At 64.5% G+C, this 21176-nt stretch carries 17 protein-coding genes; 10 read left to right on the top strand and 7 right to left on the bottom strand.

Annotated elements, in window-relative coordinates:
* Nucleotides 1-56 precede the first annotated feature (56 nt).
* Both N5C25_RS08805 and asd read left to right on the top strand, forming a co-directional pair.
* The gene (locus tag N5C25_RS08805) at nucleotides 57-707 is read left to right on the top strand and encodes an SCO family protein (protein ID WP_010483041.1); all 651 of its coding nucleotides are present in this window, start codon (nucleotides 57-59) and stop codon (nucleotides 705-707) included.
* On the top strand, nucleotides 704-1546 hold the full coding sequence (asd, locus tag N5C25_RS08800; RefSeq protein WP_021203408.1) for an archaetidylserine decarboxylase: 843 nt from the start codon (nucleotides 704-706) through the stop codon (nucleotides 1544-1546). The genes N5C25_RS08805 and asd overlap by 4 nt, the downstream gene beginning before the upstream one ends.
* A 91-nt stretch (nucleotides 1547-1637) precedes the next feature.
* On the opposite strand, the gene N5C25_RS08795 is transcribed toward asd, so the two are convergent.
* Together N5C25_RS08795 and N5C25_RS08790 are read right to left on the bottom strand one after the other, a co-directional pair.
* The gene (locus N5C25_RS08795; protein WP_019660608.1) at nucleotides 1638-1985 is read right to left on the bottom strand and encodes a ribonuclease E inhibitor RraB; all 348 of its coding nucleotides are present in this window, start codon (nucleotides 1983-1985) and stop codon (nucleotides 1638-1640) included.
* Nucleotides 1986-2009: 24 nt separating this feature from the next.
* Nucleotides 2010-3614: a transglycosylase SLT domain-containing protein gene (locus N5C25_RS08790; protein ID WP_058981100.1), complete on the bottom strand. Its 1605-nt coding sequence runs from the start codon at nucleotides 3612-3614 to the stop codon at nucleotides 2010-2012.
* Between the two features lie 122 nt (nucleotides 3615-3736).
* Here N5C25_RS08790 and N5C25_RS08785 point away from each other — a divergent pair, with 122 nt between their 5' ends.
* Together N5C25_RS08785 and greB are read left to right on the top strand one after the other, a co-directional pair.
* Nucleotides 3737-5242: a helicase HerA-like domain-containing protein gene (locus N5C25_RS08785; protein WP_019660610.1), complete on the top strand. Its 1506-nt coding sequence runs from the start codon at nucleotides 3737-3739 to the stop codon at nucleotides 5240-5242.
* Between the two features lie 93 nt (nucleotides 5243-5335).
* Nucleotides 5336-5842, top strand: a complete 507-nt coding sequence (gene greB, locus N5C25_RS08780) for a transcription elongation factor GreB (RefSeq protein ID WP_019660611.1) — start codon at nucleotides 5336-5338, stop codon at nucleotides 5840-5842.
* Between the two features lie 157 nt (nucleotides 5843-5999).
* Here greB and N5C25_RS08775 read toward each other — a convergent pair whose 3' ends face one another.
* From N5C25_RS08775 to N5C25_RS08765, 3 genes are all read right to left on the bottom strand, one after another.
* Nucleotides 6000-6833: a DUF3025 domain-containing protein gene (locus N5C25_RS08775; protein WP_058981095.1), complete on the bottom strand. Its 834-nt coding sequence runs from the start codon at nucleotides 6831-6833 to the stop codon at nucleotides 6000-6002.
* Nucleotides 6830-8191, bottom strand: coding sequence for a 30S ribosomal protein S12 methylthiotransferase RimO (gene rimO / locus N5C25_RS08770; protein ID WP_058981094.1), 1362 nt, complete (start codon nucleotides 8189-8191; stop codon nucleotides 6830-6832). Before rimO ends, N5C25_RS08775 begins: the two co-directional genes overlap by 4 nt.
* A 218-nt stretch (nucleotides 8192-8409) precedes the next feature.
* Nucleotides 8410-8712: a hypothetical protein gene (locus N5C25_RS08765; protein WP_021203403.1), complete on the bottom strand. Its 303-nt coding sequence runs from the start codon at nucleotides 8710-8712 to the stop codon at nucleotides 8410-8412.
* 228 nt (nucleotides 8713-8940) lie between these two features.
* Between N5C25_RS08765 and N5C25_RS08760 the strand changes: the two genes are divergently transcribed.
* Genes N5C25_RS08760 through N5C25_RS08750 form a run of 3 tightly spaced genes read left to right on the top strand, consistent with a single transcriptional unit; the run spans nucleotide 8941 to nucleotide 10214 of the window.
* On the top strand, nucleotides 8941-9612 hold the full coding sequence (locus N5C25_RS08760) for a dienelactone hydrolase family protein (RefSeq protein WP_021203402.1): 672 nt from the start codon (nucleotides 8941-8943) through the stop codon (nucleotides 9610-9612).
* Nucleotides 9609-10031, top strand: coding sequence for an HIT family protein (locus N5C25_RS08755; RefSeq protein ID WP_019660615.1), 423 nt, complete (start codon nucleotides 9609-9611; stop codon nucleotides 10029-10031). Before N5C25_RS08760 ends, N5C25_RS08755 begins: the two co-directional genes overlap by 4 nt.
* Before the next feature lie 15 nt (nucleotides 10032-10046).
* Nucleotides 10047-10214, top strand: a complete 168-nt coding sequence (locus tag N5C25_RS08750) for a DUF5668 domain-containing protein (RefSeq protein WP_005410498.1) — start codon at nucleotides 10047-10049, stop codon at nucleotides 10212-10214.
* Between the two features lie 95 nt (nucleotides 10215-10309).
* Here the strand turns inward: N5C25_RS08750 and dcd are convergent, their stop codons facing one another.
* Together dcd and apbC are read right to left on the bottom strand one after the other, a co-directional pair.
* Nucleotides 10310-10882, bottom strand: coding sequence for a dCTP deaminase (gene dcd / locus N5C25_RS08745; protein ID WP_005410499.1), 573 nt, complete (start codon nucleotides 10880-10882; stop codon nucleotides 10310-10312).
* Between the two features lie 75 nt (nucleotides 10883-10957).
* Nucleotides 10958-11812, bottom strand: coding sequence for an iron-sulfur cluster carrier protein ApbC (gene apbC, locus N5C25_RS08740; protein ID WP_031270225.1), 855 nt, complete (start codon nucleotides 11810-11812; stop codon nucleotides 10958-10960).
* A gap of 213 nt (nucleotides 11813-12025) precedes the next feature.
* Between apbC and N5C25_RS08735 the strand changes: the two genes are divergently transcribed.
* The 3 genes from N5C25_RS08735 to N5C25_RS08725 all read left to right on the top strand — a co-directional run bounded on the left by N5C25_RS08735 (nucleotide 12026) and on the right by N5C25_RS08725 (nucleotide 21171).
* Entirely contained in the window at nucleotides 12026-14821 is a 2796-nt protein-coding gene (locus tag N5C25_RS08735; RefSeq protein ID WP_019660618.1) for a TonB-dependent receptor, read from the top strand.
* A gap of 353 nt (nucleotides 14822-15174) precedes the next feature.
* Nucleotides 15175-17982 carry a TonB-dependent receptor gene (locus N5C25_RS08730; protein WP_251102741.1) on the top strand — a complete coding sequence of 936 codons (2808 nt, stop codon included), beginning with the start codon at nucleotides 15175-15177 and terminating at the stop codon, nucleotides 17980-17982.
* Between the two features lie 381 nt (nucleotides 17983-18363).
* Nucleotides 18364-21171 carry a TonB-dependent receptor gene (locus N5C25_RS08725; protein WP_058981090.1) on the top strand — a complete coding sequence of 936 codons (2808 nt, stop codon included), beginning with the start codon at nucleotides 18364-18366 and terminating at the stop codon, nucleotides 21169-21171.
* Nucleotides 21172-21176: the final 5 nt, after the last annotated feature.

Raw genomic sequence — 21176 nt, 5'->3', positions numbered from 1 at the left:
CGGAAACGATCCGGCCTCACCCGGTATGATGGAGCCCACTTCGCGCGGGGGCACCCATGTTCAATCGCAATGCCGGCATCATCCTGCTGATCGCCCTGGCGGCGGGCCTGGGCCTGCTGGCCGCCCAGCAGGTGTTTGCGCCGAAGCCGCCGGCCAATGCCCCGGCCACCGAAGCGATCACGCTGTACCCGCAGCCGCGCGAACTGCCCGACTTCAACCTGGCCCAGTCCGACGGCACCCGCCTGATACCGGGCGAGCTGAAGGGCCACTGGACGCTGGTGTTCCTGGGCTTCACCTTCTGCCCGGACGTCTGCCCGACCACCCTGGCCGAGCTGGCCGGCGCGCAGAACCAGTGGGAGGCCCTGCCCGACAGCCTGCGCCCGCGCGTGCTGTTCATCTCGGTCGACCCGGATCGTGACAGCGCCACCCGGCTCGGCGAGTACGTGCACGGCTTCCACAAGGACACCCTGGCCGCCACCGCCGATATCCCGTCGCTGGAGCGCTTCGCCACCTCGCTCGGTTTCGTGTTCCAGAAGGTGCCGGGCAAGCACTTCGACGAGAACCCCGAGGATTACACCGTCGAGCACTCAGCCAGCCTGGCCGTGCTCGACCCGCAGGGCCGCCTTGCCGGCCTGGTACGGCCCCCGTTCAACGCGCCGGCGATCGCCCGCGACCTGCAGAAGCTGACCGAGAAAACCGCCCCATGAGCCTCACCACCGCCCTGACGTACGCCCTGCCCCACCGCCTGCTGTCTTCGATGGCGCGTTCGCTGGCGTACTCGGACGATCCGCGCGTGTCGCGCTGGCTGATCGACACGGTCACCCGCAAGTTCAACGTGAACCTGGACGAAGCGGCCAACCCGGACCCGCGCAGCTATGCGACCTTCAACCAGTTCTTCACCCGCGCGCTGAAGCCGGGCGCGCGCGTGGCCGACGCCGATCCGCGCAGCCTGGTGATGCCGGCCGACGGCCGCATCAGCCAGCTCGGCAGGATCGAGGCCGGCCGCATCTTCCAGGCCAAGGGCCAATCGTTCACCGCCGCCGAACTGCTGGGCAGTGACGAGGATGCCAAACCGTACAACGACGGCCTGTACGCGACCGTGTACCTGTCGCCGCGCGACTACCACCGCGTGCACATGCCGTGGACCGGCACCCTGCGCGAGACCGTGCACGTGCCGGGCCGCCTGTTCAGCGTCGGCCCGGCCGCAGTGAACGGCGTGCCGCGCCTGTTCGCCCGCAACGAGCGCCTGGTCTGCCACTTCGACACCAGCTTCGGCCCGATGGTCAGCGTGATGGTGGGTGCGTTGCTGGTATCGGGCGTCGAAACCGTGTGGAGCGGCGAGGAAATTCCGCATTATGGCGACCGCATCACGCGCAAGGACTACCGCGGCCAGGGCATCAGGCTGGAGCGCTTCGCCGAGATGGCGCGCTTCAACTACGGTTCGACCGTGATCGTGCTGCTGCCGCCGGGCGTGGCTGAGTTCGCCCCGCAGCTGGCCGCTGAAAGCCCGGTGCAGCTGGGCCAGGCGCTGGCGAAGCTGCGCTGAGGCTTCGGTAGTGCCGGCCGCTGGCCGGCATCTCCGTTGATCCAACGCGTCGGGCATTGCCGGCCAGCGGCCGGCACTACCGGTACGCGCGTTACTGCAGGACCGGGGCCGGACCGACGTCCATGCCGTCGTAGTCTTCCACGCCCTTCTCCGCGGCCAGCGCTGCGAATTCCTGGTTGCGGCGGTCCAGCGAGGCTTCGTCGTGGATCTCCACGCGCTCTACATGCAGCACGTGGAACGGCGCGTCGCCCTCTTCCGGCTCCTGCTCGAACAATTCCACGAAGGTATAGCCCTCCGCCTGCAGGTGCTCTGCCAGCGCCTGCAGCGGCTCAGCGGTGGAGTGCACGAAGAAGTACCCCCACAGCAACGGGCCCTTGATGTCCCAGTCGGTGTTTTCGCGGAGGTTGGCGAACAGGTTGCGGGTGTCTTCGAGGTCCATTGCAGATTCCAGCGGTCGTGGGAATTACTTGTCGCAGCCCTGCAGCTTCAGCGTCTGGCCCTGGCGCAGGCTGTAGGCCGGGGCCTTCAGGCCGTTGGCGCGGGCCAGGGTCGGCACATCGCACTGGAACTTCGCGGCAATGGCGCCCAGGGTTTCACCCCGGCCCACCTTGTGGCTGCGCGGCGGCTTTGGCCGTGCGGCCGGGCGCGGCGCGGCCACCGGAGCGACCGGGGTGGTCGGCACGCTGGTGGAGGCTGCGGCGTCGGCCACCGGCACCACGCCGCCCACGGCCACGCTGCCGGTGTAGCTGGCGGCGGCCGGGCGCTTGATCGCCGCGTTCAGGTCGGCGGTGATCAGGGTACGGGCCAGGTCGGCACGCGGGCCGCTGACGCAGTTGCGCTGGTACAGGCCGGCGATGCGGGTGGTGGCGTTGATCAGCGTGCCGGCCGGAATCCAGCCGTCGGCTTCATAGCGCGGGTTGAGGTTGCGCAGCGCGCGCATGTAGCCATCGCGGGTGCCGTGGCTGCCCAGGCAGATGGTCAGTTCGTAGATGGTGGTGGACTTGGCCAGGCGCAGCGTGGCCGGCTGCGCGCTGATCTTCGGGAATTCCACGCCGTACTGCTGCGGGTGCAGGAAGATCCAGGCCGCCGCGATCACCATCGGCACATAGTCCTTGGTCTCGCCGGGGAACTGGTTGTAGACACTGTCGGTCCAGAAGCTCTGGCCCGCACTCTGCTTGAACACGCGCGCGGCACGGCCTTCACCACCGTTGTAGGCGGCCACCGACATTTCCACGTTGTTGTTCAGTTCGCGCAGGCGCTCGTTGAGATAGCTGGCGCTGGCCTCGGCGGCGCTGCGCGCGTCGAAGCGGGTGTCGAAGCCGGTGCCATCCGGGCCAAGGCCGAAGCGGCGGCCGGTAGCCGGCATGAACTGCATCAGGCCGGCGGCGCCGGCGCGCGAGGAGGCATGCACGCGGCCATTGGACTCCTTGGCCATGATGCCGAACAGCAGCGCCTCGGGCAGGCCGCGCTTTTCCCACTCCGGCCACATCACCGCACGCAGGTTCTGGTAGTTCTCGTAGCTGGTCAGCAGCGCCGGGCGCATGTCGGTCAGCCAGCGGCGGATGCCCGCCTGCACGGCCGGGTTGTATTCGACCATGCTGTCGAAGGCGTGCCGCTTGTCGTTGAGCAGTGCAGCGGCGCGGGCCGCCTCCGGCACGTCGGCGGTAAGCGGGCCGATATGGTCGGGGTCGGCTTCCAGCCGGTCACCGCCCTCGTCGGCTACCTCATCGCTGCCCGCCGCATCGGCGTCGTGCTTGAGCAGGCGCTTGTAGCTGGCCAGCAGCGTGCCCATCTGGCAGCCCTTCTGCTTCACGCAGTCGTTGAGAACGTCTTCCATGTCCTCCAGCGCCGCGTCGGCCTCGTTGCTGCCCTTGGGGTCGGCATTGGCGACCAGCAGCAGCGCATCGCTGTAGCGCTTCTCGGCGACGGTCATGCGCTGCTGCAGCGCATCCACCTTCGCCTTGTCCCGGGCCGAGACCCGCTGCGCATGGGCGTCGGGCGCCAGGGAAACCAGGCCGGCCAGGGCCAGCAGCGGCCAACCGCGGGAAATCAGGACAGGAACGGGCATTGATGGCACTGTGTGCGAAACAGGCAGGCAGAGTAGCGGCGCCGCCAAGGTCCGGGCAAGCCGACCTTCGGACCGTCACCGCCGGCGGTTAACATTGGGCTATTCACCACAAGGGCTGGACCATGGATCCGATTCTGCTCGGCAAAGGCATCACCGACGATGTGGCCGTCACCCTGCTGCCGAAACTCGGCAACCGCCACGGCCTGGTGGCCGGCGCCACCGGCACCGGCAAGACCGTGACCCTGATGACCCTGGCCGAAGGCTTTTCGCGACTGGGCGTACCCGTATTCCTCGCCGACGTGAAGGGCGACGTGTCCGGCCTGGCCGTGCCAGGCACCGGCGCGGAGAACCTGCTCAAGCGCGCCGCCGAGATCGGCGTGGCCGACTACGCACCGGCCGCCAGCCCGACCATTTTCTGGGACCTGTACGGCAAGCTCGGGCATCCGGTGCGCACCACGGTCAGCGAGATGGGCCCGACCCTGCTGGCGCGCATCCTCGAGTTGAACGACACCCAGTCCGGCGTGCTCGACATCGTGTTCAAGCTGGCCGACGACCGTGGCCTGCTGCTGCTGGACATGGACGATCTGCGCGCCCTGCTTGGCCTGGTGGCCGAGGAGCGCAAGGACATCTCCACCGAGTACGGCCTGGTCAGCGCGCAGTCGATCGCTGCGATCCAGCGGTCGGTGCTGCGCCTGGCGCAGGATGGCGGCGAGAACTTCTTCGGTGAGCCGGCCCTGGAACTGGCCGACATCATGCGGGTCAATCACGACGGCCGCGGCATGATCGGCATCCTCGCCGCCGACCAGCTCGTGCTCAAGCCCAAGCTCTATTCCACCTTCCTGCTGTGGCTGCTGTCGGAGCTGTTCGAACAACTGCCGGAGGTGGGCGACCTGGACAAGCCGAAGCTGGTCTTCATCTTCGACGAGGCCCACCTGCTGTTCGACGACGCACCGCCGTCGCTGGTGCAGCGCATCGAGCAGGTGGTGCGCCTGATCCGCTCCAAGGGCGTGGGCGTGTACTTCTGCTCGCAGTTCCCCGACGACGTGCCGGGCAACATCCTCGGCCAGCTCGGCAACCGCGTGCAGCACGCGCTGCGGGCGTTCACCCCGCGCGACCAGAAAGCGGTGAAGACCGCGGCCGAGACGTTCGTGCCGAACCCGAAGCTGGACGTGGCCAAGGTACTGAGCCAGCTCGGCACCGGTGAGGCCTTGGTTTCCACGCTGCAGGACAAGGGCGTGCCGATGCCGGTGCAGCAGACGATGATCGCGCCGCCACGCTGCCGGATGGGGCCGATCACCGAAGCCGAGCGCGCCCAGGTGCGTGCCGGCAGCCCGGTCGGCAGTCGCTACGACACCGCGATCAACCGCGAATCGGCGGCCGAACTGCTGGCCCAGCGCGCACAGAAGAGCGTCGAGCAGGCGCAGGCGCCAGCCGCGCGCAGCCGCGAACAGGACGATGCGCAGGAAGGCGGTTTCGGCCAGGCGATCAAGGATGCGATTTTCGGCACCAAGCGCCGCCAGGGCATGATCGAGACCATGGCCAAGCAGACCACGCGCACGGTCGGCACCAAGCTGGGCAACCAGATCGTGCGCGGCCTGCTGGGCGGCATCTTCGGCGGCAAGCGCTGATCTGATCCGCCGCTGCTGGGGTCAGAGCCCTTCCCGCGGAAGCGGAGTCTGACCCCACCCTCCGCTCGTCCTCCGGAAAAGAAGTCGTATTGCATGTCGCGCTGGCGTCCCCCTGCAGAAAAGAGCACTGCCCTGATCACCGCCTCCGGCCACGCTCGGCTGAAGGCCGAACTGGATGACCTGTGGCGGGTACGGCGGCCCGAAGTGGTGAAAGCACTGGCCGCAGCCGCCGCAGAAGGCGACCGTTCGGAAAATGCCGAGTACACCTACCGCAAGAAGCAGCTGGGCGAGATCGACCGCCGCGTGCGCTACCTGACCAAGCGGCTGGAATCACTGCGCGTGGTCGACACTACGCCAACCGATCCGCTGGCGGTGTTCTTCGGCGCGTGGGTGGAGCTGGAGAACGTGGACAGTGGCGACACCAGCCGCTACCGCATTGTCGGCCCGGACGAGACCGACGCAGGCCTGGGCTGGATCAGCATCGATTCGCCGCTGGCGCGTGCGCTGCTGAAGAAGCGGCTGGATGACGAGTTTTCGGTGGAGCTGCCCGGCGGGCGGTTCACCTTTGCGGTGATCGGCGTGGAATACGAGACGGTGTAGAGTCGCCTGTCAGTCGACTACCGCGCGAAGCGCGGCACAAACCTCCACAGCGGGACGGCAAACGCACCGCGATCTTCATCGCGGTTGATGACTCGCCAAAGCCATCTGTCAGGCGTTCACGGCCTCGGAACGAAGAGCAGTCGACTGACAGTCGACTCTACATGGCCCCGTGCAATGGCGGCGGGTACGCGCGGCCGGCACGCAGCGGGCGGAAGTAGTCGGCATTGCGATAGAAGGCGGCATCCTGTCCCTCGTGCCACCCCGGGATTCCAGCCAACGGCAGCGGACGCAGCTGCAAGGGATCGGTCACCGCCCTGCCCTCGGCGATGGCCACGGCCACCGCGTCAACGCAGGCCGCATCGGCATCGCTGTGCACCACCACGCACTTGCCGACCAGCAATCGCCCCGGCAGCAGTGCCTGTTCCATCAGCGCATGCCCGAATACCGCGGTGATGGCGATGTCATCGCTCTGCCAGTTCACCGGGTCAAACAACGCGGGCCAGTCGTGTGCATCCCAGGCAGCCCGCAGTGAGTCATCGCGCACGCGCACGATCACACCGGTTTCGTCGAACTGGGTCAACGCGGCCTGCGCGCGGTTGCGCTGGCCAGGCGGCATGGCCTCGATATGCCCGCACTGCTGCACATTGAGCGCACGCTTCAGCTGTGGGCATGAGGCCCAGACCAGCGCATTGAACAGGTCGTGCCAGTTGTCTGCGCGGGTGGCGATGCGCCCCTGCGCGATGCGGGCTTCGTAGTGCAGGCCATCGGCCAGCAGCGCGGCGTCCTGTTCAACCAGGCGCTTCCCGGGCAATGGCAGGCGCGCATCAAGTGCAGCGATGGACGGCCAGCGAGGGCCGAGCAGCAGATCCCGGAAATCCTGCAATCCGGCAAACAACGGATGCGCGAACACCTGCGGATCGACCGCCGCACGCGGCGGCGGCACGAAGCGCCGGACACCGCTGCCGTCACCGGCGGCGGCCGTTGCGATCACAGTACCTTGAGGTCGAACGCCGGGCGGGCATTGGCCGGCAGCGCATCGCCGTACAGGTCGTGCTCGTCGCTCTCGGTGATTTCCACGTCGACGAACTCGCCCACCCGCAGCGGCACCTGATCGGCGTTCTGGATATGCACCAGGCCGTCGATCTCCGGCGCATCGGCCCTGGAGCGGGCCACGGCGATATCGCCTTCGATGGCATCGACCAGGCACTGCTGCACGCTCCCGATCTTGGCTTCCAGGCGCGCGGCGGAAATCTGCGCCTGCTTCTCCATGAAACGGGCCAGGCGTTCCTGCTTTACTTCTTCCGGCACAGCGTTGGGCAGGTCATTGGCGGTGGCGCCCTCTACCGGCGAATAGGCGAACGCGCCCACGCGATCCAGCTGCGCTTCGTCCAGGAACGACAGCAGCTCTTCGAACTCGGCCTCTGTCTCGCCCGGGAAGCCGACGATGAAGGTGGAACGCACGGTAATGTCCGGCGCGATGCGGCGCCAGTTCTGCACGCGCTCCAGGGTCTTTTCGACTGCGCCGGGGCGCTTCATCAGGCGCAGGATGCGCGGGCTGGCATGCTGGAACGGGATGTCCAGGTACGGCAGGATGCGGTTCTCGGCCATCAGCGGCACCACCTCGTCCACGTGCGGATACGGGTAGACGTAGTGCATGCGCACCCACGCATCCAGCTCCGACAGGCCTTCGCACAGCGCCTTCAGGCGGGTCTGGTAGGCCTTGTTGCGCCACATCTTTTCGGCGTACCTCACGTCCACACCGTAGGCCGAGGTGTCCTGCGAAACCACCAGCAGCTCGCGCACGCCGCCACGCACCAGGCGCTCGGCCTCACGCAGCACCTCGTCCACCGGGCGCGAGACCAGCTTGCCGCGCATCGACGGGATGATGCAGAAGCTGCACGCGTGGTTGCAGCCTTCGGAAATCTTCAGGTAAGCGTAGTGGCGCGGGGTCAGCTTGATGCCGTAGTCAGGCACCAGGTCCACGAACGGATCGTGCTTGGGCGGCAGTGCTTCATGCACCGCTTCCATCACGCTCTGGTAGTCCTGCGGGCCGGACACCGCCAGCACGTTCGGGTAGGCCTCGCGGATCTGCTCCGGGCGCTTGCCCAGGCAACCGGTGACGATCACCTTGCCGTTCTGGTTCATCGCCTCGCCGATCGCGTCCAGCGACTCGGTCACCGCCGAATCGATGAAGCCGCAGGTGTTGACCACCACCACGTCGGCCGAATCGTAGGACGGGACGATGTCGTAGCCTTCCGAGCGGAGCTGGGTAAGGATGCGCTCGGAATCGACAAGGGCCTTCGGGCAGCCAAGGCTGACGAAGCCGACTTTGGGGTTCAGCTGGGACATGGAATCGCGGGACTCTGGGGGCCTGGGCCCCTGCCGGCATGGCAGGGGTTCCTGGGGGCCGGGGCCTGAAAGGGCGCCAGTATACCGGGGTTGGCGGCGGCGCTCTGAACGGCCAGCCGCCCCAGTGAGGATACCGGGCTGGCCTGATGGCTCGCCGCTATCGTCCCGCGCCCTGAGACGCGCCCCGAGGAAGGGGCCGTCGTTCGGCCCCTTGTACCTCAGGAGCTGGACAATCGCTTGGCCATCGCCACAGCAAGCTCCAGCCTGCCTGTCGGAGCCTCGCGCCCGCCCGCGTCCAAGGCAGATGGGATGCCCACTACCGGGATCTCCCATGCGCAGATCTGATCGCATACGAGTTGCTTGTGCTGACAGATCGGGTGATCAGCACCGTTGTTTGCTACACACTCGGCCCAGCCCCTGGAGCACGCGGTGCACCTCGGATAAGGATCCGCAGCCTTGGCAGGCCCCATCACCGCAAGCAATGAAATGCCCATTACTGCCATCACGATCATGCTCTTCATCAATCACTCCGTTAATTTGACGAAAAAACGCACGTGCGGCGCCAACTACGATCAAGCGCAGTGGTGCCCCGCCATCTAACCACCCTAGGCCATGGTTTCCAACCCTGCCCGCAGATAGCTGGAGACGCCAGGCAGCTGGAGATCACCGATCCGGCCCAACTGCCGACATGACGTGCACTGACGCGCAACGGATAATCGGGTTTCAGTTTCCAAAGCGAGTCAGCCGCGATGAACGAATGGATCACCCTGGATACGCACCACGGCGCGGTACGGGCGTGGCAGGCACTCCCCGAGGGCACCGCGCGAGGCGGGCTGGTGGTGGTGCAGGAAATTTTTGGCGCCAACCCGCACATCCGCGGCGTGGCCGAGCGCTTCGCCGCCGAGGGCTATGCGGTGCTGGCTCCTTCGTTCTTCGACCTGGTCGATGGACCCGATGCCGACCCGGATGCGCTGCCCTACGACGCCGACGGCGTGAAGCAGGGCCTGGAAAGGGTCAGCGCGCTGGGCATGGAGAAGGCGCTGGAAGTGGTCCGCGCGGCGGCCACCCGGCTGGCCCCCTACGGCAAGGTCGGCACCGTCGGCTACTGCTGGGGCGGCACGGTGGCGATGCTGTCGGCGCTGCGGCTCGGGCTGCCGTCGGTCAGCTACTACGGCGCACGCAACGTCCAGTTCCTCGATGAGACACCCAAGGCGCCGGTGATCTTCCACTTCGGCACCCAGGACAGGAGCATCCCGCCGGAGGCCGTCCAGGCCCACCGCGACAAGCTGCCGCAGATGGCCACTTTCGTCTATCCGGCCGACCACGCCTTCAACCGCGAGGTCGGACATGCGTATGATCCAGACAGCGCCGCCCTGGCGCTGCAACGCACCCTGGACTTCTTCTCGGAGCATCTTGGATGAGCGAATTCGAACTCGATTCACGCCTGGCCACCGATAGCGTGCTGGTGGCGGAAGGACCGTTGTCGCAAGTGCGGCTGATGAACGACGAACGATTCCCCTGGCTGGTGCTGGTACCACGCCTGGCCGGGGTGACCGAGTGGATCGAGCTGGACGGCGAGCAGCAGGACAAGCTGCGCACCGAGCTCAACCGCGCCTGCAAGGCCCTGAAGGGCCACGACGGCGTGGAGAAGATCAATATCGGCGCGCTGGGCAACATCGTGCGCCAGCTGCACTTCCATGTGATCGGCCGCCATGACGGCGATCCGGCCTGGCCCGGCCCGGTCTGGGGCAGCGGCCCGGCGCACCGCTACGAGCCTGCGGCGCTGGACCAGCATGTCGCCTACTGGAAGGAACGGCTAGGATATCCAGCCCGTTCCTGAGCCTTGCCCGACCCGATGCGATTCAACCTCGTTGCCGCCATCCTGCTGATCCTGATCGGCCTGTTCATGCTCGCCAGCAACCTCGGCTGGACGCACCTGAACCTGTCCAAGCTGCTGCTGACCTGGTGGCCGGTGGCACTGGTGGGCGTGGGCATTGCGATGCTGTTCGGTCGCGGCAAATGACGTAGCGCCGGGTCGTGCCCGGCGAACGCACCGCGTGGACCATGCGAAAACGCCGGGCACGGCCCGGCGCTTTCGTCATGCGATGACGCGGGCGGTCAGGTCCGCGGCAGGGTCACGCCGGTCTGGCCCTGGTACTTGCCGCCACGATCGCGGTACGACGTCTCGCAGATGTCATCGGCCGCGGCCTGGAAGAACAGCATCTGCGCCACGCCTTCGTTGGCATAGATGCGGGCCGGCAGCGGCGTGGTGTTGCTGAATTCCAGGGTGACGTGGCCTTCCCACTCCGGTTCCAACGGGGTCACGTTGACGATGATGCCGCAGCGCGCGTAGGTGCTCTTGCCCAGGCACACCACCAGGGTGTCGCGCGGGATGCGGAAGTACTCCACGGTACGCGCCAGGGCGAAGCTGTTCGGCGGGATGATGCACTCATCGGCCGTGATGTCGACGAAGCTGCCCGAATCGAAATGCTTGGGATCGACAATCGTCGAGTTGATGTTGGTGAACACCTTGAACTCGCGCGAGCAACGGACGTCGTACCCGTAGCTGGAGGTGCCGTAGCTGACGATGCGCTCGCCATTGGCCTGCTTGACCTGCCCGGCCTCGAACGGCTCGATCATGCCGTGCTGCTCGGACATGCGGCGGATCCAACGGTCACTCTTGATGCTCATGCTTTGTCCTGGGTACGAGGGGGCGCGTGGATTCTAGCAGGGGGCCGGGCGTCGCCGGCGGCCCTGCCCTGGCACCTACAGCAGCGAAGAGAGAATCGGAATGGAGGCACGCGGGCGCTTGCCCACTTCCTCGATCAGGCGCTGGGCGGCATGGCGGTAGGCCTGGGCTGGCACCGAATCGGGCTGCGCCACGGTGATCGGAGTGCCAGCATCCCCCTGCTCGCGGATGCCGATCTGCAGCGGCAGCGAACCCAGCAACGGCACACCATACTGCGCGGCCATGCGCTCGCCGCCGCCCTCGCCGAACAGGTGCTCGACATGCCCGCAGCTGCTGCAGGTATGTACCGCCATGTTCTCGACGATACCCAGCACCGGCACCTCCACCTTCTCGAACATCTTCAGCGCCTTCTTCGCATCCAGCGTGGCGATGTCTTGCGGCGTGGTAACGATCACCGCACCGGCCAGCGGAATCTTCTGGGTCAGGGTCAGCTGGATGTCACCGGTGCCCGGCGGCAGGTCGATCAGCAGGAAATCCAGGTCATCCCACAGCGTGTCATTGAACAGCTGGGTCATCGCCGAGGTGGCCATCGGCCCACGCCAGATCATCGGCGTATCCTCTTCGATCAGGTAGCCGATCGACATGGTGTCCACGCCGAACGCGCGCAGCGGCTCGATGCTCTTGTTGTCAGGGCTTTCCGGACGACCGGACAGGCCCAGCATGGCCGGTACGCTCGGCCCATAGATGTCCGCGTCAAGCACGCCCACGCGTGCGCCGAGCTGCTGCAGCGCCACGGCCAGATTGACTGCGGTGGTCGACTTGCCGACGCCGCCCTTGCCCGAACCAACCGCGATCACGTTGCGGATGCGGGCATGCGGCGTGAGTCCCTTCTGGACCTGGCTTGCATGGGGACGGCGGGGAGAACTGTTCACAACTAGCACCGGCGGGTCAGGGGGAATAACCCAGCATCATACAAGCTGGACACAAGCTGACTGAAATTCAGGATTGCTACAGATTCGTGCACAGGTTGTTAAGTTCATGTTACGTTCGCTAAGCACTGGTTTTGGGCTGCGTCGCTGTTTCATTGCACGCACGATGGCGCATGCGCAGTGCCGTATTTGTATTTGCTCTTTGAACGGAACTACATGAAAGACCTTCGCAATTCCGCACGTCGCAACACCCTCGCCGTCGCCTTGATTTCCGCCCTGGTCGCCGCCTCGCCGGCAATGGCCCAGGACAAGGCCACCAACCTGGACAAGATCACCGTCACCGGTTCGCTGATCCCGCAGACCCAGGTTGAGACCCAGACCCCGGTCATGACCATCAGCGCTGAAGCCATCCAGTCGCGCGGCTTCAACAGCGTCGCCGAAGTGCTGCAGCAGTCTTCGCTGACCACCGGCGGCATCCAGGGTGGCCAGACCTCCGCCTCGTTCACCCAGGGCGCTGAAGCCGCTGGCATGTTCGGCCTGAATCCGGGGTACACCAAGTACCTGATCAACGGCCGCCCGATGATGTCCTACCCGGCGCTGTACAACGGCGGCGATGCGTTCAACAACATCAGCGGCATTCCGATCGACATCGTCGAGCGCATCGAAGTCCTGCCGGGCGGCCAGTCCTCCCTGTACGGTTCGGACGCGATCGCCGGCGTGGTCAACATCATCCTGAAGGACCACATGGAAGGCGGCAGCCTGTCCGTGCGTGGCGGCACCTCCACCGAAGGCGGTGGCAGCAGCTTCCGCATCAGTGGCGCGCACGGCTTCTCGGCGCTGGACGACCGCTTCAATGCGCTGGTCAACGTGCAGATCGAAAGCAGCAACCCGATCTGGGGCTACCAGCGTGACCTGACCAAGCAGAACAACACCCACGGCTATACCGCACAGCTGCCGTCGAACGACTTCGCCGTCATCGACGCCAAGACCAATGCGCTGTACATGATGGACCCGGGCAACTGCGCCAATGTCGCCGGCCAGTTTGGCGGCACCACCGTGCTGGCCAACCGCCCGACCGGCCAGTCCTGCGGCTCGGTGTTCGGCGCCGGTTACAAGACCCTGAAGAACGGCAAGGACAGCGGCCAGTTCTATTCGTCGATGACCTTCGACGTGAACGACAACTTCCAGCTGTTCGCCGACGTGCTGTACAGCAAGGAAAAGACCGAGTACACCTCGGGCTCGAACTACCTGTGGTGGGGCACCAAGAGCACCATGGGCGGCTTCTACGACCAGGCGTCAGGCAAGCTGGTCAACCTGCAGCGCGCCTTTGCTCCGGAAGACATCGGCGGCGAAGGCTACAAGAGCATCCTGAACAACGACAAGAGCCGTGCCTACCAGGTCACCCTGGGCGGCAAGGGCGCAGTGGGCAACTGGGACTACAGCCTGAGCTTCACCCGCGGCGAATATCGCCTGGATGAAAGCAAGTTCCAGCGCTTCGGCAATGCCATCAACAGCTACTTCGCCGACAAGGTGCTCGGCCCGCAGCTGGGCACCAAGGATGGCTTCGGCATCTACAACACCAACTGGGGCGCGTTCTACTCGCCGATCTCGCCGGAAGATTTCGCTGGCTTCACCGGTTACACCACCAACCACAGCCGCACCTGGCAGAACCTGGCTCGCGCGCAGGTCACCAACGGTTCGCTGTTCTCGCTGCCGGGTGGCGATGCGGGCCTGGCCGTGGTCGTCGAAGGCGGCAGCGAAGGCTGGGACTACAGCCCCGACCAGCGCCTGCTGGACGGCGACGTGTGGGGCTCGTCGGCTGTTGCCGGCAACGGCCATCGCAGCAACTATGCGGTGACCAGCGAACTGCGCATGCCGCTGCTGGAGTCGCTGACGGTGACCGCTTCCGGTCGCTATGACGCCTTCAAGATCGCCGACAACACCGTCGACAAGGCCACCTACAGCGTGGGCGTGGAGTTCCGTCCGATCGAAAGCCTGCTGTTCCGCGGCAAGTACGGCACCGCCTTCCGCGCGCCGACCCTGCCCGACGCCTTCCAGGGTCGCAGCGGCTACTATGCTGCCAACTCGACCGACTACTACCGTTGCGGCGAGCTGGGCTACACCCCGGGCAACACCGACGCCTGCCGCTACGCCGACAGCGTCTCGGTCTATTCCGAGCGTGCCGGCAACCCGGACCTGGAGCCGATCACCGCCGACGTCTGGAACGCGGGTATCGTCTGGGCACCGATGGCGAACCTGTCGATCTCGGCCGACTACTACAACTGGAAGATCGAGAACGAAGTCGATACGGCCAGCACCGACCAGCTGCTGCTGGCCGAGTACTACTGCCGCAACGGCCTGCCGAATGGCTCCTCGGCCACCTGTCAGAACGTGGCCGACTGGGTCGTGCGCGATTCGGCCGGCAACCTGAGCTCGCTGTACACCCCGAAGATGAACGTGGCCCGCCAGAACCTGCAGGCCGTGACGGTCGGCTTCAAGTACCTGCAGGACATCGGCCGCTTCGGTTCGCTGCAGTTCTCGGGCAATTACACCAACATGCTGAAGCGTGAAGTGCAGGCGCAGCCGGGTGAGGACTTCCAGGACCTGCTGGGCAACCCGAAGTCGATGTGGAACTACGACAGCTACGCCAAGGTCCGTTCCGACGCGTCGGTGGCCTGGTCGCTGGACAAGTGGACCACCACGCTGTACGCGAACTACATCGGCCACACCCCGAACTACCTGGCAGGCCTGAACGGCTACGAGTACACCCACGCCGCATCGGGCTACAAGGCAGGCAAGTGGGGTTCGTACACCACCTACAACCTGAGCGTGAACTACCGTGCGCAGGATGACCTGACCCTGTCGCTGATGGTCAACAACGTGTTCAACAAGATGCCCGAACAGCAGGCCCACAGCTATCAGGGCACCTCCGGCACGCCGTTCAACAACTACCTGTACAACGTCTACGGTCGCACCGTGTACGTGCAGGCCAAGTACGACTTCGGCAAGTAATCCCGTCGTTTTCCGGGTTTGATTCCGGACCAGGCCCCGCTTCGGCGGGGCCTTTTTTTTGGATTGATATTCAGCGCGGAACAGCGACTTCCGCTGCCAGCCAGCATTTATTTACTCATCATTCATTCAGCCAGACTCGGCAAAGTCCACTAACTAATGCAACCAATTGTTTTTTAAAAGAAAAATATTATTCAAGGCCAGCCCCAGCTCAACACATTACAAAGTCGCGCAAATCAGGTTAAGCGTGTGTTACGTTCGAAAGACGCCGCCATTCTGGTTTTGAAGGCTGCTGAACCATCCATGAGTTCCCAGGAAAGGGAAAACGCGTTTCTCACGACCACACGGAGTACCGCATGTCTCGTAATGGCTTCCCGCGTCACCCGCTCACCCGCGCCGTCCTCAGCGGCCTGATCCTGGCCGGCAGCAGCGCGATCGCGCTCGCCCAGGAAAACACGCCCACCGATCTCGGACGCGTAACCGTCACCGGCTCACTGATCCCGCAGACACAGATCGAGAACCACACGCCGGTCCTGACTGTTACCGCCGAGGACATCCAGACCCGCGGCTTCACCAGCGTGGCCGAAGTACTGCAGCAGAATTCGCTGACCACTGGCGGTCTGCAGGGCGGCCAGACCTCAGCTTCGTTCACCCAGGGCGCCGAAGCCTCAGGCATGTTCGGCCTCAGCCCGAGCTACACCAAGTACCTGATCAACGGGCGGCCGATGCTGTCCTACCCCGCTCTCTACAACGGCAGCGACACCTTCAACAATCTCAGCGGCATCCCGATCGACATCGTCGAGCGCATCGAGATTCTGCCGGGCGGCCAATCGTCGCTGTACGGCTCGGACGCGATCGCCGGCGTGGTCAACATCATCCTCAAGGACCACATGGACGGCGGCGTACTGAACGTGCGCGGCGGCGCCTACACCGAGGGTGGCGGCAACGATTTCCGAGTCAGTGGCGCGCATGGCTTCAACGCCTTCGATGACCGTTTCCATGCGCTGGTCAACGTGCAGTACGAGAAGAGCAGTCCGATCTGGGGTTACCAGCGCGACCTGACGAAGCAGAACAACACCCGTGGCTACACGCCACAGGTTCCGACCAACGACTTCCTGGTCTACCTGCCGGACCAGCAGAACGCCTACGTGATGATGGATCCAAGCCGCTGTGCCAACGTGGCCAGCCAGTTCGGCGGCACCACCGTACTGGGCACGCGCGCGGTCGGTGAATCTTGCGGCTCGCCCTTCAGCGCTGGCTACAAGACGCTGAAGAACGGCAAGGAAAGCAGCCAGATCTATTCGTCGATGTCCTTTGATGTCAACGACAACTTCCAGCTGTTCGCCGATGCGCTGTACAGCCTGGAGGAGGTCCAGTACAACGCCGGTTCGGGCTACGCGTTCTGGGGCAGTGATGTCGGCTTCGGTGCGTTCGTCGACCAGGCCAGCGGCGAATACATGAACCTGCAGCGCGCGTTCGCGCCGGAGGACATCGGTCCCGCCGGCTACCGTGACACCATGAGCACTGATCGCAACAAGGCCTACCAGGTCACGTTGGGAGGGCGTGGCAACTTCGGCAACTGGGATTACAGCGCCAGCTTCAGCCGAGGCGAGTACAAGCTGACCGAGCGCAGCTTTGCGCGCTGGGCGAACGAGATCGACAGCTACTTCGAAGACCGCGTGCTGGGCCCGGTACTGGGCATCACCGACGACGGCTACAACATCTACAGCCCCAATTGGAGCGCGTTCTATTCGCCGCTGCCGGCCGGTGATTTCCAGACCTTCACCGGCTTCACCTACAACAAGAGCCGCACCTGGCAGAACCTGGGCCGCGCGCAGATCACCAACGGTTCGCTGTTCAAGCTGCCTGGTGGTGATGCCGGACTGGCCGTGGTGGCCGAAGCCGGCAGCGAAGGCTGGTCGTACACCCCTGACCAGCGCCTGCTGGACGGTAGCGTGTGGGGCACAACCTCGGTGGCCGGTGCCGGCCATCGCAGCAACTACGCGGTGACCAGCGAGCTGCGCATGCCGCTGCTGGAGTCGCTGACCGTGACCGCCTCCGGACGTTACGACGCCTTCAGGATCGCCGACAAGACCGTAGACAAATCGACCTACAGCATCGGTATCGAGTTCCGCCCGATCGAAAGCCTGCTGTTCCGTGGCAAGTACGGCACCGCCTTCCGCGCGCCCAGCCTGTCCGACGCGTTCCAGGGGCGCAGTGGGTACTACGCCAATGGTTCGATCGACTACTTCCGCTGTGGACAGCTCGGCTTCAACCCCAGCGACACGGTGGGTTGTCCCTATGCCAATGAATCGGTGTTCGGCGAGCAGTCAGGCAACCCGGAGCTGGAAGCGATCACCGCCGACGTCTGGAATGCCGGCATCGTGTGGGCGCCGATCAACAACCTGTCGGTGTCGGTGGACTACTACAACTGGAAGATCAAGAACGAGGTCAATACGCTCAGCTCCGACCAGTTGCTGCTGGCCGAGTACTACTGCCGTAATGGCCAGACCAACAACACCTCGGCCAGTTGCCAGAACGTAAACGACTGGATCACCCGCGATGGCGCCGGCAAGCTGGAACAGATCTACACGCCCAAGATGAACATCGCCAGCCAGAACCTGCAGGCGGTAACGGCCAGCTTCAAGTACGTGCAGGACATCGGCCGCTTCGGCGCGCTGCAGTTCTCCAGCAACTACACCAACATGATCAAGCGCGAGCTGCAGCCGCAACCGGGCGATGAGTATCTGGACCTGCTGCGCGACCCGTACGCGATGTGGAACTACGACCAGTACGCCAAGGTGCGTGCCGACGGTGCGGTGGGCTGGGCGAAGGACAAGTGGACTACCACGTTGTACTTCAACTACATCGGCAAGACGCCAAACCGCATGGCGTACCTGGGCAAGGGCTACGACTACGTGCATCCGTCCGGCTACCAGGCCGGCAAGTGGGGCTCATACACCACCTACAACCTGAGCGTGAACTATCAGGCGATGGACAACCTGACGCTGTCGATGATGGTCAACAACGTGTTCAACAAGATGCCCGACGGTCAGGCACACAGTTACGCCGGCAACGTCGGCGCTCCCTATAACAGCAGCATCTACAACCCTTACGGCCGCGCCGTCTACGTGCAGGCCAGGTACGAGTTCGGCGGGAAGTAAGCAGCACGCGCCTGCTGGACCAACGGGCCCCGCTTCGGCGGGGCCTTTTTTTAACAAATGCTGCACGAATCTACATCCACACCATTTGTTAATATTTCATTAGCGCGCCAGTCATTACGTAAGCTGTTGATTTATATATTGAATGTAAAAGTGAACAACACGTTCCGCAGCGCAACATTTTGAAACATTCCCAAACAAGCAGCCTTAGCTATTGATTTAAAAGAACTTTTTCAGAGAAAGCCAGCCCGTTGTTGTGACTGGACTATTTTGTCTCCGTGAACGCCGTGTTACGGTCCAGCTGAATGGATTGCAACTGAACAAATCATGAAAGCTGTCAGGGAGGACGTCAGCCAGCCGACAACGCTCATACGGGGATCCATCATGTCTTGCCATCGCTCCACGCCGCTGCGCCACCCACTGACCCTCGCCCTGCTTGGAACCCTGCTCGCCTCCGGTACCGCGCTGGCGCAAAGCGGCAACGCACCGACCCAGCTTGACCGCGTCACCGTCACCGGCTCGCTGATTCCACAGACCGAAATCGAGAACCACACGCCGGTCCTGACCGTCACCGCCGAGGACATCCAGACCCGCGGCTTCACCAGTGTGGCCGACGTACTGCAGCAGTCCTCACTGTCCACGGGCGGCCTCCAGGGCGGCCAGACCTCGGCCTCGTTCACCCAGGGCGCCGAAGCGGCCGGCATGTTCGGCCTCAGCCCGGGCTACACCAAGTACCTCATCAATGGCCGCCCGATGCTTTCGTATCCAGCGCTGTACAACGGCGGCGATACGTTCAACAACATCAGCGGCATTCCCATCGACATCGTGGAGCGTATCGAGATCCTGCCGGGTGGCCAGTCCTCCCTGTATGGCTCGGATGCGATTGCCGGCGTGGTCAACATCATCCTCAAGGAACGCATGGACGGCGGCGTTCTCAACGTCCGTGGCGGTGCCTACAGCGAAGGCGGTGGCAACAGTTTCCGCCTGAGCGGCGCACACGGGTTCAATGGCGTCGATGACCGCTTCCACGCGCTGGTCAACGTGCAGTACGAAAAGACCAGCCCGATCTGGGGTTACCAGCGCGACCTGACCAAGGTCAACAATCCAGACGGCTACAGCCCGCAGTACGTTTCCAACGATTTCCTGGTGCTGCTGCCGGCCGCCAACAACCGCTACGCCATGATGGACCCGAACCTCTGCGCCAACGTGGCGGGCCAGTTCGACGGTACCACCGTACTGGGCACCCGCCCGACCGGCCAGGCATGCGGCTCGGTGTACGGCACCGGCTACAAGACCATCAAGAACGGCAAGGAAAGCGCACAGATCTACAGCTCTGCCACCTTTGACCTCAATGACAACCTGCAGCTGTTTGGCGATGCGCTGTACAGCCTGGAAGAGGTCAAGTATGCGACCGGCTCCAACTACACCTGGTGGGGCACCTCGTCCGGCTGGGGTCGCTTCTACGACCAGGCCAGCGGCCAGTACATGAACCTGCAGCGCGTGTTCGCCCCGGAAGACATCGGCGGCGCCGGCTACCGCGACATCATGAACACCGACCGCAACAAGGCCTACCAGGTGACACTGGGCGGCCGCGGCACGGCCGGCAACTGGGACTACAGCGTCAGCTTCACCCGTGGCGAGTACAAGCTGACCGAGCGCAACTTCGTGCGCTGGAACGATCCGATCAACGACTACTTCGAGCAGCGTGTGCTGGGCCCGGTGCTGGGTACCACCAGCACTGGCTACAACATCTACAGCCCGAACTGGGAAGCGTTCTATGCGCCACTGCCGGCAGGTGATTTCCAGACGTTCACCGGCTACAGCTACAGCCAGAGCCGTACCTGGCAGAACCTGGCCCGGGCCCAGGTCACCAACGGCTCGCTGTTCAAGCTGCCCGGTGGCGACGCCGGCCTGGCGGTGGTGGTTGAGGGTGGCAGCGAAGGTTGGGACTACACTCCCGATCCGGGCCTGATGGATGGCAGCGTCTGGGGCACCACGGCGGTCTCCGGCGCCGGCCACCGCAGCAATTACGCCGTGACAGGCGAACTGCGCCTGCCGCTGCATGACATGCTGACCGTGACCGGATCCGGCCGCTACGACGCCTTCAAGATCGGCAGCAACACCGTCGACAAGTCCACCTACAGCATCGGCATCGAGTTCCGCCCGATCGAGAGCCTGCTGTTCCGTGGCAAGTACGGGACGGCCTTCCGCGCGCCGACCCTGTCCGATGCCTTCCAGGGCCGCAGCGGCTACTATGCAAACGGCTCCACCGACTACTACCGTTGCGGCCAGTTGGGGTATGCCCCGAGCAACACCGCTGGCTGCCCGTATGACAGCGTATCGGTGTTCGGTACGCGTTCGGGCAACCCGGACCTGGAGCCTATCACCGCCGACGTCTGGAACGCGGGCGTGGTGTGGGCTCCGATCAATAACCTCTCGCTGTCGGTTGACTACTACAACTGGAAAATCAAGAACGAGGTCGACACGCTCAGTTCGGACCAGTTGCTGCTGGCCGAGTACTACTGCCGTAACGACCAGGCCAACAACACCTCTGCAAGCTGCCAGAACGTCAACGACTGGATCACCCGTGATGCATCCGGCGTGCTGGACGAGATCTACACCCCGAAGATGAATGTTGCGCGCCAGAACCTGGAAGCTTTGACCGCCAGCTTCAAGTACGTGCACGACATGGGTCGCTTCGGTTCGTTGCAGTTCTCGGGCAACTACACCGACATGCTCAAGCGCGAGCTGCAGCCGCAGCCGGGCGATGAGTTCCTGGACCTGCTGCGTGACCCCTACGCGATGTGGGTGTACGACTCTTACGCAAAGGTGCGCGCGGACGGCTCGATCGGCTGGGCCAAGGACAAGTGGACCACTACCCTGTATGCCAACTACATCGGCAAGACGCCGAACTACATGGCATACCTGGGCAATGGCTACGACTATGTGCACAGCTCCGGCTACAAGGCGGGCAAGTGGGGCTCCTACACCACCTACAACCTGAGCGTGAACTATCGCGCGCTGGACAACCTGACCCTGTCGCTGATGGTCAACAACGTCTTCAACAGGATGCCGGACAACCAGCGCTTCAGCTTCGCCGGCACCAGTGGCCAGCCGTACAACAATTACCTGTACAACGCCTACGGGCGAGCCATCTACGTGCAGGCCAAGTACGAGTTCGGTGGCCGCTGATCCGC

Origin of the sequence: Stenotrophomonas sp. GD03958 (assembly GCF_029839005.1) — a bacterium.
Lineage (GTDB): Bacteria > Pseudomonadota > Gammaproteobacteria > Xanthomonadales > Xanthomonadaceae > Stenotrophomonas > Stenotrophomonas hibiscicola.
This window is presented reverse-complemented; position numbering and strand designations above follow the sequence as displayed.